The sequence below is a fragment of the Terasakiella pusilla DSM 6293 genome (genome assembly GCF_000688235.1).
In the GTDB taxonomy this organism is placed as follows: Bacteria; Pseudomonadota; Alphaproteobacteria; order Rhodospirillales; family Terasakiellaceae; genus Terasakiella; species Terasakiella pusilla.
In genome coordinates this window covers 1-9872 of sequence record NZ_JHYO01000052.1, presented here as the reverse complement: position 1 = coordinate 9872, position 9872 = coordinate 1, and the positions used below count along the sequence as shown (strand labels likewise).

At 43.9% G+C, this 9872-nt stretch carries 16 protein-coding genes; 8 read left to right on the top strand and 8 right to left on the bottom strand.

What is annotated here, in order from left to right:
• Nucleotides 1-275 precede the first annotated feature (275 nt).
• Nucleotides 276-461, bottom strand: a complete 186-nt coding sequence (locus Q397_RS25125) for a transposase (RefSeq protein ID WP_156950811.1) — start codon at nucleotides 459-461, stop codon at nucleotides 276-278.
• 99 nt (nucleotides 462-560) lie between these two features.
• Here Q397_RS25125 and Q397_RS0119565 point away from each other — a divergent pair.
• Nucleotides 561-1660, top strand: a protein-coding gene (locus tag Q397_RS0119565) for an IS3 family transposase (protein ID WP_156950810.1) whose coding sequence is annotated in 2 segments (ribosomal slippage) — nucleotides 561-822 and nucleotides 822-1660 — 1101 coding nt in all. Because the reading frame shifts where the segments join, the coding sequence is not laid out codon by codon here.
• A 20-nt stretch (nucleotides 1661-1680) separates the two neighbouring features.
• On the opposite strand, the gene Q397_RS25120 is transcribed toward Q397_RS0119565, so the two are convergent.
• Complete coding sequence (locus tag Q397_RS25120) at nucleotides 1681-1920, bottom strand: hypothetical protein (RefSeq protein WP_156950809.1); 240 nt, start codon at nucleotides 1918-1920, stop codon at nucleotides 1681-1683.
• Nucleotides 1921-1992: 72 nt separating this feature from the next.
• On the bottom strand, nucleotides 1993-2337 hold the full coding sequence (locus Q397_RS0119560; RefSeq protein WP_038014962.1) for a helix-turn-helix domain-containing protein: 345 nt from the start codon (nucleotides 2335-2337) through the stop codon (nucleotides 1993-1995).
• 128 nt (nucleotides 2338-2465) lie between these two features.
• Between Q397_RS0119560 and Q397_RS0119555 the strand changes: the two genes are divergently transcribed.
• Genes Q397_RS0119555 through Q397_RS0119545 form a run of 3 tightly spaced genes read left to right on the top strand, consistent with a single transcriptional unit; the run spans nucleotide 2466 to nucleotide 3931 of the window.
• Complete coding sequence (locus Q397_RS0119555; protein ID WP_028880835.1) at nucleotides 2466-2675, top strand: hypothetical protein; 210 nt, start codon at nucleotides 2466-2468, stop codon at nucleotides 2673-2675.
• Nucleotides 2675-3406, top strand: a complete 732-nt coding sequence (locus Q397_RS0119550) for a hypothetical protein (protein ID WP_028880834.1) — start codon at nucleotides 2675-2677, stop codon at nucleotides 3404-3406. The genes Q397_RS0119555 and Q397_RS0119550 overlap by 1 nt, the downstream gene beginning before the upstream one ends.
• Nucleotides 3407-3412: 6 nt before the next feature.
• Nucleotides 3413-3931, top strand: a complete 519-nt coding sequence (locus Q397_RS0119545) for a hypothetical protein (RefSeq protein ID WP_028880833.1) — start codon at nucleotides 3413-3415, stop codon at nucleotides 3929-3931.
• A gap of 20 nt (nucleotides 3932-3951) precedes the next feature.
• Here Q397_RS0119545 and Q397_RS0119540 read toward each other — a convergent pair whose 3' ends face one another.
• Together Q397_RS0119540 and Q397_RS0119535 are read right to left on the bottom strand one after the other, a co-directional pair.
• Nucleotides 3952-4305, bottom strand: a complete 354-nt coding sequence (locus Q397_RS0119540) for a hypothetical protein (RefSeq protein WP_028880832.1) — start codon at nucleotides 4303-4305, stop codon at nucleotides 3952-3954.
• Between the two features lie 11 nt (nucleotides 4306-4316).
• Complete coding sequence (locus Q397_RS0119535; RefSeq protein ID WP_028880831.1) at nucleotides 4317-4565, bottom strand: hypothetical protein; 249 nt, start codon at nucleotides 4563-4565, stop codon at nucleotides 4317-4319.
• 168 nt (nucleotides 4566-4733) lie between these two features.
• On the opposite strand from Q397_RS0119535, the gene Q397_RS0119530 reads away from it, so the two are divergent.
• Both Q397_RS0119530 and Q397_RS0119525 read left to right on the top strand, forming a co-directional pair.
• A complete protein-coding gene (locus Q397_RS0119530) occupies nucleotides 4734-5006 on the top strand; it encodes a hypothetical protein (RefSeq protein ID WP_028880830.1) in 273 nt (90 codons plus the stop codon).
• 114 nt (nucleotides 5007-5120) lie between these two features.
• The gene (locus Q397_RS0119525; protein WP_028880829.1) at nucleotides 5121-5555 is read left to right on the top strand and encodes a DUF6641 family protein; all 435 of its coding nucleotides are present in this window, start codon (nucleotides 5121-5123) and stop codon (nucleotides 5553-5555) included.
• An 18-nt stretch (nucleotides 5556-5573) separates the two neighbouring features.
• Here the strand turns inward: Q397_RS0119525 and Q397_RS0119520 are convergent, their stop codons facing one another.
• The 3 genes from Q397_RS0119520 to Q397_RS0119510 form a co-directional block, all read right to left on the bottom strand.
• Nucleotides 5574-6857: a DNA adenine methylase gene (locus Q397_RS0119520; protein WP_169738021.1), complete on the bottom strand. Its 1284-nt coding sequence runs from the start codon at nucleotides 6855-6857 to the stop codon at nucleotides 5574-5576.
• Between the two features lie 38 nt (nucleotides 6858-6895).
• Nucleotides 6896-7867, bottom strand: coding sequence for a hypothetical protein (locus Q397_RS0119515; protein WP_028880827.1), 972 nt, complete (start codon nucleotides 7865-7867; stop codon nucleotides 6896-6898).
• 90 nt (nucleotides 7868-7957) lie between these two features.
• Nucleotides 7958-8455 (bottom strand): hypothetical protein, encoded by a 498-nt coding sequence (locus Q397_RS0119510; RefSeq protein WP_028880826.1) that lies wholly within the window; start codon nucleotides 8453-8455, stop codon nucleotides 7958-7960.
• 182 nt (nucleotides 8456-8637) lie between these two features.
• Between Q397_RS0119510 and Q397_RS0119505 the strand changes: the two genes are divergently transcribed.
• Entirely contained in the window at nucleotides 8638-9321 is a 684-nt protein-coding gene (locus Q397_RS0119505; protein WP_028880825.1) for a protein-tyrosine phosphatase family protein, read from the top strand.
• A 364-nt stretch (nucleotides 9322-9685) separates the two neighbouring features.
• On the top strand, nucleotides 9686-9872 hold a 187-nt coding region (locus Q397_RS0119495; protein WP_028880823.1), incomplete at its 3' end, for a transposase.

The window sequence follows — 9872 nt, the reverse complement described above, 5'->3', positions numbered from 1 at the left end:
AAACTTCTCGTCAATTATCAGCATGAGCCTGAGATTATAAGAATTCTCCCCCTTGCAGCACTTGTCGCGGGAACTGCGGACAGCGTAATAGGTCGAACTCGGGATTTTGAGCAACTGGCACTGGCGGGTCAGCGAGAGCTTTTCAAGCGGAACAATCATCGCCTTCCTCCGCTCCCGAGAGAGCGTTTGAAGGCCCGATCTAAAAAATCAACTTCTACCGTCAATTCGCCGATCTTGGCGTGAAGCTCCTTGATTTCGGCTTCGTGGTTGTCTTTTTACTTTTCCTGCTTGCCAGAAAAAATATCGGCCATATTTTCCAAAGCTTTCTTTTCCCATGTGCTGATCTGGTTGGGATGCACATCGTATTTCTTGGCCAATTCGGGAAGCGTCAGTTCTTCGCGTAAAGTTTTCAATACAACCTTGGGTTTGAAATCGGCGGAATGATTACGGCGTTTTGCCATGAGATCGTCCTTTTCAAAAGTGATCTGCTTCCGAAAAACTAGACCGTTTTAAGTGAGAAAATTCTCGTTTAGATTTTAATCTTAAGAGGAGAATTTAAGATGAAACGATCAAAGTTCAATGAAAGCCAAATTGCTTTTATTTTGCGTCAGGCAGAAGAAGGGACTTCAGTCGATGAGGTCTGCAGGAAAGCTGGCATTTCACAACAAACATACTATCGCTGGCGCAAGAAGTATGGCGGTTTGATGCCTTCAGAGATGAAGCGACTGAAGCAGTTGGAAGAAGAGAATACACGCTTAAAAGGGCTTGTTGCAGATTTATCTTTGGATAAAGCCATGCTGCAGGATGTTATCAAGCGAAAGTTGTAAAGCCTGCTCGTCGTCGTCAAATTGTTGATCACCTTCGCATTGTCTGGCAGGTCAGTATTCGCCGAGCCTGTTGCGTTCTTCAAGCGGGTCGATCAACCTACCATTACAAGGCCAGACGCGACGAACAGGCTGCTCTTCGTCAATGGATCAAGGAAATAGCGGAGACACGCGTGCGCTATGGCTATCGCCGCATCCATGTGCTTTTGAAACGAGAAGGCTGGGAGGTTAATCCGAAACGTGTTTACCGACTTTACAAGGAAGAAGGCCTTGTTTTACGGAACAAATCTCCCAAACGGAAAGTGTCTGCAAAATTACGTGAAGACCGATCTTCACCAGAGAAGGCCAACGATGTTTGGGCAATGGACTTCGTATCTGATCAGATATTTGATGGTCGTCGTCTGCGCATCTTAACAATTGTTGATGCCTATAGCCGATTTTGTCCTGCAATTGATGTGCGCATTCATTATCGCGGCATTGATGTGGTTGCGACCTTGGAAAGAGTTACGAAGAAATATGGAAAACCCAAGGTCATTCGTGTGGATAATAGGCCCGAGTTCATCAGCAAGGACTTGGACCTGTGGGCTTATTTGAATGGCGTTACGCTTGACTTTAGCCGCCCTGGAAAGCCAACAGACAATGCATTCATTGAATCTTTTAATGGGAGCTTCAGGATGGAATGCTTAAATGCTTCTTGGTTTTTAAGCTTAAATGAGGCACGATCTAAATGTGAAATGTGGCGTCATGAATATAATGAAGTTCGTCCGCATAGTTCAATCGGCAACAAAGCCCCGATTAAACTGATAAATGCCTCAAGGGAGGCATGCCTCCCTTGAGGCAAAACAACGGGATTTTCTTACACCCGATGGTCCAAAGATAGGGGCAAGTTCAGTACAGGGCGGTAACGCACAAATAATGGTGTTGAACAATGGGGGCAGCGATACTTTGGTCTATCAGATTCTTTTCGCTGTAGAAGTTCTGTTTTTAGATCGCTGATTTCCTGTCCAGACAGGCGGTCAAGAATAGCATCGGCAAAATAATAGTCATCTGCGTCAACATCTCTAACGATTTCAATCCGTCGAAAATCATGCGTCATTATTAATCTCCATGTGATTGATGGAGGCTAACATACAACTATTGTGTTTTCCATATTTGCACGGAAAAGTAATTATTTTTTCTGACGTTTTTCCAATACATCCACTAACCCGGCCAAAATGGCTGTGTCATTTTCATCCAACAACTTGAGTGCATTGATGATCTTTTGCTGGTCAGCAGTGAGTTCTGCTGTGGGAAGGTCAACGTCGTAATTATCCAAAAAGTCACGGACTTGGCAGTTCAGTTTTTCTGCGAAGATGACAAGCGTATTCAATCCCGGTGTCACTTTGGCGCGTTCGATATTGGAAATCGTCTCAACCGATTTCCCAATATGTTTCGCCAATTGGTGCTGGGTTATCCCCTGTGCCTCACGGAGTGCTTTTATCCTGCGGCCAATATGTTCTGCAATTTCAGTCATAATGCGGCTACTTTGCCGCAACTTTCCGGCCTATGCTATTGACCTAATTTTACGTTTCTGTTTATTGTTGCAATATTACGTTTTAATTCATCGTAATATTGGTTCGTATATAGAAAGGGGAAGTTCATATGAAAATGATTTGGGCCGCTGGTTTGGTGCTGGCGGGAATATTCGGCTCAAATGCCGCACATGCAGGAGATTACTTGCTTAACATCTATTGTCGTGGTGAAGCCCCACGTGAAGTCGTGATCAGTGCGGCTGCTGTAAATTATGCAGCAAAAGCGGCGGAACGTCAGAACCCGGGTTGCAAAGTTGTCTTTTCAAGGAAGGTGAACTAATGAAAAAATTTAAATATGTTTGGGTCGCCTGTTTATTCGTGGGCTTGAGTTCGTTCGGAAATTATGCAGCAGCAGACCAAGCCGAAATGTTGTGCCAAAACTACTCAAAACTTATCCCGAATATCATCAGGTTGCGTAGCATGGGTGTACCAAAAACCACTGCATTTTCACAAGTCCAGTCGGCTTCACGAGTGAACTCGGACTTGGGAACTTTCATGGCTCAGTCCGTTAATCTTGCCTATTCTAACCCCAGTTATTTCAATGACTATTTCAATAACGGACAATGGCTGACAGATTGTGGTGATCGTGTTCGTGGCTATTCTGTGAAAAGCCAAAATTCACCTCAAGGTAATGCGAGAACAAAAATCATATATGATGCTGACACAAAGGTTCGACTTGATGGTGCAGCAGAATGTATTGGTGCTTTTGCCGCAGCAGAAAATGAAAAATATGAAGCCGAAAATGACCCCGCGACAATTGAATCATATCAGGATGCCCAAGCCACATTCCAACGGTATGTAGACCTCGTTATCAAGAATGTATCCGATCATGATAAAAATGAAATTCAGGAAAAACAGAAGCGTTATAAAGAGAAATCTTACACCAAAATGCAAAAATATATTCATGGGGAAGACCCAAAAGCCAATGCTGGCGGTGTGCTGTATGGGTGCGGAAATTTCTTTTCGAGCAGCCAAATTGAACGCATTTTGAAAGAATACGATATTTGGTAAAATTTGATGATCAAGGGACTCATATTATTGATCACAGAAATTCTGTTTTTTGTTGCATGGGCGGTTTTTCCAGCCCATGCAACAACTGAAAAGGAATTGATGGACCCAAATCATTGGTTGCAGCAAGAACGTGCTGCCCGAGGTGTTGGTGCATCAGGTGAATCCCTCAAGCAACGCGCCGAATATTGTTATGCTCAAAAACTTGCCGTGAACAAGGTATTCTCAAGATCAGCGCGTAAAGTTTGGTCATTTTCCGTCTTCAAACCGAATGGCTTTATGGTCATGACGGATATTCAAAATTTCGAACGTAAACTTCGAAATGCATCGGAATATGCTTATAAAAGAATTGGCAAAGCCATGCACAATGGTGCTGAGAAATCCGAGTGTGATTACCAACGTGATGATGCGATAAAGACAATGAACTGCATCATGCAAACGTTGCCGCGTTTCGAATTGATAGGCATCCGTTTGGATGAATTTCAGACTGTTAACTGCGTTTGGCAGATGGACACGTCTCGGCCTTGACCCCGCCAGCCTTACGACTGTTATCCAACTTTTTCCAGTTCTTCCAGCGGGTAATGGGTGATTTGATGGTCGTTTATCTCAATGATGTCAGAAACCAATCCAAAATTGGTTGAACGCGGCCTATCATTAATCATAACCGTCGCGCCTCTGGCTGCACGTGTGACGGCGGCTTTGTCATCTGAGACAAGTACAACCTCGACTTTTATTGATAAGCCATAACGGGTTCGGCTAACGCCTTTTACAGTTGCTTCTGCGGCATCAATCTTCACATCAATTGTTTCGACCTTGGTTCCATCAAGTTCAATTTCGGTGAATTCAATATCAAAATAAAAAATCGACGGTAGCAGCATAGTAGAAATTTCATCAATTTTCATGTTCCGCCTCACTAACGGGTTGCTGTGATGGCAACATGTGCCCAAACTTGGTTCTGCAACTCGCGTAAATCTTTTAATCCCGCTTGATATTCATTTCGTTCGTGCAAATTAGACTTTTCTGCGGCTTCTTCCGTATCATTGGCGACTTTTTCGACGCTAAAAAAGAAACGCACCCATGCGGCAATATCAGGCTGTTCGGCACGTGCCCCATTGCGCACGAATGGTGCTTTTCGAATAACCAAAGAATTCACTGAATTCATCTGAATTTCTAATGGTGTTCAATTCGCGCAATTTCAAATATACGGATTTGCTTTCAAGCATGGCTATTCTCCCACATTGATTTTCCTAAATATTTATCCGTTGGGAATTGAACGCTGCCACCGCAGCAATTGATAAATAATTTCAGCACTCAAAAATGGAGAAAAACCATGAATATAAACACATATGTCGATCAAAAACTTGCCCCCTATGAACAAGATTTTCAACATCTTGAAAACTATATAGTTCGATCTGTGGATGACGTGTTGAGGTTAAGCAAGATCAAAGGGCGCACTCGTGGTCAGGTCATTATCTTGGACACTTTTTTGGAGCCAATTGACACCGAGGAATTGGCATATTGGATGGAAATCTCAATCGAAACTGACATTACCGTTCTTACCCAAAGTATTGGAGATCATGCTTTATTCAGGTTTGGTATATAGTCCGGCATTAAGGCCACACTTAACTGATTTTATTGATATTATTAAGTCTATAGGCTTGGCCGAATAACAGTAACGGCCATAAACTTCCCGTGCGTCAACAGTAAGGAGGATAATATGGCACTTAATTTATCGGACAAGAAGAAACCACTTGTTTCAGAAACTCGCCGCCGCAGTCCAAAAGCGGTATTTCTTGATTCATTGCAGTCACAAATTTCACTGCTGGATGATCCGTCTTATAAAATCAGTCGCTATCGTTATACAGATCACGAAGACGACAATGGTAAAACCGCGCGTAACAAGAAACTGATTGCCGCCACACCGCGCAAATGGTGGTGGCAAGAAGAAGACGGTACGTTCATGCTGGAACTACGTTATGGCAGTAGTTATGCGCTCGAAATCGAGGCCGGAAAATCTTCTATCATCTGCGGCCCATCAGAAAGCGATGTCCGTGAAGTTCTGGAACAGGTCATTAAGATGGTTGAAAACGGACAACTTGATAAACAAATAGCCGATTGCAAAGAAAAAGCCCGTCGCCGTGTGAAAGCGTGAATGTTTCCGTGGAAACATTCACATGCCTCCTTTCCATTTTTTCATAAACATTCTGGCTTTATCCAGCATCGGATCTGATTGCTGCGTTTCCCTGACATGTTGTAGATGTTGGGCATTGATCGTTGCTACATGGCTATTCACCGCATGAGCGTCATATCGAGGGTATTCCACCGAGAAGGCAGGAACGTGTTCATCATGTGGTGAAGGCATTGGGAACATCCATCGTTCAGTCTGGCACAACCCTTCAACTGCTTCGTTGACTTCTTCGGCCAACCTGATGGCACAGTGCTGAACCTTCTTCGACGAACATGATTTGTTTGCGCGACCTTGCGCAAGATTGGCCTTCCGAATTAAGTCGCAAACACGCTTTTGATTATCCGAAAGAAGGTCATCTGCCGTAAGCGATTTGTATTGCAAAAAATCACCTGTATCGTTGGGAATGCTACGCAAGCCACGCCGCTTCGCTCTTTCAACCAGTTTTGGCGTACAGTAATTAATGGCAATCTGCTCTGTCGCAATATCATGTGTGCCCTCGTAGGGTACGTTGTGAACAAAGCAGTCTTTACCTTTTGTAATCCCCATACTTTCAGGTGATGTGTCGAGAGTAACCATGATGTTGAAATTTGGATCAGCGCAGTGATCACGGTATTTGTCAAAGGGAAACCTTTTCAAATAAACCTCCACATCCTTGCCAAAATAGGGACTATCGGCAAATAAAAATGCCTTTTGTCCGACCTCATGTGCGCGTTCAAATGTCCGAGTGAAATCCTCACATTCGATACGGGCACCTTCTAACAGTTCGCCATAAAGAACCAGTCGACGAATATGATCATCGCTGAGTTCTTTCTCATTATTTTCAGAGAACGTGCTGGACCTATCAGTTGCCAGTAATGCACGGGACCAAGCAAAACGTTCAAATATAGCGAAGGCAACAGCATAATCTTGGTCTGAGATATTCATTTCCATCTGTTCAAGTGCCCAATCAAACATATCCTGTTTTGAGTTATCAAAATAACTTTTCCAGTAGAATCGCCGTTCCGCAATATAAGGGCCGTGTTCTTGTAACCCACGAAGAAACCGAATTAATGGAAGGTGATCATCGGATAAAAATGTCTGCGCCCCGGTGATCTTCTTTCGCTTGCGTAAATGGAAGTACAAACTGCACATGCCGCACATGGGGACAAATATATGATCAATCTCGTCAGGTAACAGTGCTGCCAGCGTGGAAACCTGCCGCTGTTTAGCACCGGGCCAGCGACCCGGTGCTAAATGGTTGTCGGCCAATCTCCCACGTACCAACATTTTGAGACGGGCAACCTTTTCATGACAATGAAGGCACATTACACATCCTCCGCCCCAGCTTGAGCAGGTGTGCCATATTGATGAATGCCGTTGGTGAGAATAATTTGCTTGGCTTTCTGCTCCTCGACATCCAAGCGTCCAATGATTTGAATTGATTTCTGATCAATTCGACCAACCATCAAAACGAGGCTTCCTTCTAAGCCGCCAAAATGTTCTTGGACTCCTTTTTTACGTTCTCTTCCTATTGCCGCTTTAGCAATTTCCGGCGCAGTTGTATGGATTTCAGAAAGCCACGAGTTATTCAGAGCCATTTGTTCTTTACGACGCTTGTTGCCCTGTTCATTTTGCTTCTGACTGGCAATTTTGTAGACATTAGTCCAGCCATCTTCCTCATCCAAAAAGGCGGAAAAATTATCTGCCGTTTTCCCAAGGTCAGAAGCATACTCAGAAACAGAGCCAAAGCGGGACAATGTTCCCCGGTGAACTTCTTTACCGGAACATTTTTCGATGTAACGAAAAACTTTCATACCAAATGATGCGTGACTACGAACATTGAGTTTGCCAGCATCCATCATGACTTGAAAAACATCTCGGTTATCTTTTGCCCATAGGAAGAATGGGTATCCTTTAATCAATGTTTCAGATTTCTTTTCAGAGACTTCCTGCGTTTCTTCCGCCGCCGCTTGAGCAACGGCCCAATCAACAACCGCTTGTTTCGCAGCACCAAGAAGGTTTTGCCCTTCTTTCAAGGAAATATCTGGATCAATCCAGTCTTGAACGGATTCAAATTCTTCGTCCGTCATTTCTGACTGATCTGAGTTTTCTGACGAAGGTTCATTTTCTGAACCGAAGTTTATAGACAGCAGTTTGATGCCTGTGTCGGTGTTGATGGAACCAACATGTTTATCCAGTTCCACTTTCAACTGATCTACTGGCACTTGAGCCGTTTTAAAAGCAGTTAAAGGGTTTACACCTTGGTCAAGGTGTTTAGGAATGTTAAGATCAACCATAACAATTTAATCCTCATAGGTTAGTTGTTAGAAAAGACGGCCTGCCGAACCACTCGCCAAAGTCTTCGGCAGGTCGCGCCTTTTGTGGGATTACTGATAATCCCGTTTAATGATTTGCTTCTTGACTGCATGTGCTACCAACAACTGGCGTTTCGATGCAGGTTGAAACAATGGGTTTAGTGTTGCGCCATCGCGGAAATCAGATGATTTTACAGAACGCAGACACCCCTTCGCATCACGACGTGCGACAAACAACGCGCCGAAGATGTCGATCTGCCCGGCTTCATCAGAACTGAGTGAAAAAGGAGCCGTAATTTTAAAAGAAAACGGCACTTTATTGGTGAAACCCTGTAGCCCAACCGTGTAGATGCTGAGGTTTCCGAACGGGCGTTCTTTAGTCAACGGGTTGGTGATTTCTTCATCCAAACAGTGGACTGGTCCGCCCATAGTCTTTCCAAGAAATTCCATCTGTGCCCAATATTCTTGGCCAGATGGGTATGAGTAACGATGTGTTTCAAAGCGAACACCATCGTCCGGTGTGACGACACCAAATGTGATTTCTTTGGTGTACATCTTCTGACTGCACATTTCTGCACCTCCTTTTCAAAGTTGAATTTGATCATTTTTGCATCTGCAATTATGATGACGGCCAATCTGTATTCGCCGTTACCAACTGGCTTACTGGGAAGAAAAGACAATCGCAACAAGCATTTGAGCGGTTTTTCTGTCCGCATAGGTAGGTCAGGGTGCGGTCATAAAAGGGGGCTGAAATGGGGATGAAAACGGATTGTGTAGGCTACTGTTCTGCACCGAATATCGAAAAAAAGAAGAAGCGCATCGTCCGAGTCGCCACCGAAATTGGCGCAAACTTGATTGATGAAATTCAGATTGAAACGACAAAAAACAAAAGCCAACTTCAAGACCTGTTGAACACGGCCACAACCGACACTCTCATTGTTGCGGGGTGGAGCGATATTGATAGCAAAGCGGCTCTTGCGATCATTAACGACGCGAATGCATCTGTCATTATTGCCGACAAAGTTCCCAAGGGAGTCGAAATCAAGACAAATCCGTCAGGCGATTATTATGACAACTGCGAATTGGTGGACCATGCGGTTGAAAATGCCAAGACCTTCAAACGGTCATTGGATGGAAGAAAAAACAAGCCTATCCCCAATACTGATAACCAGAATGATCATAATATGGCAGAGCAGGAAGAGGCACGTTTACACGGTCAAATATTAATCAAGCAGTTAATTAAAGTGGCTCAAGAGTTGAACGAAAGCAGAGTGAAACAAGTCTGTGACTATGGTCGGGACCGTTTGAAATTGACTACTCGAAAAGGCAATCTAATTTCTGACAAATCGTTTAAGCGTATTCTGAAACAGTCCATGTTGGAAAATGAATGGGAAACCGCGATTAGCAAAATTAAGGAAAATCAAAATCAAGATTAACTACAAAGCCTCAAAACCTGTGTGGCAACTAATACGGATGGTGCCCCGTGACCGAGATGCACTACTTTTTCTCAGTATCCTGCCCCTTGGTAAACATCATCACTGAGGTGATAGATCATCATTGTAGTCTGGTTTGCCTGATCTATCAGATATGATGATCCAATGTTGAGATCAACTTCATCAAAATAATGTTGACCTTGGTCCGTACATAATATGGGCACCCCACTATTCAGGATATTATTCTTAATATTTTTGTCTGGCGTATCCGTGTTAATAGACACAGGAATTAGGCCGTAAACTCATAAAATTCCTTCCTGTATCAGCTTGAATATGATTCAACCTTCCAAAAGATTTGGAGGGAATTATGAGCCGCCGCCGTTTTGAGCTTACAGACTATGAATGGTCGATCATTGAACCGCTTTTGCCTCAAAAAAGCCGAGGCGTTCCACGTGTAGATGACCGCCGTGTTTTGAACGGCATTCTCTGGCGGTTTCGCACAGGGTCTCCTTGGGCAGATGTGCCTGAACGCTACGGTTCATATACGACCTGTT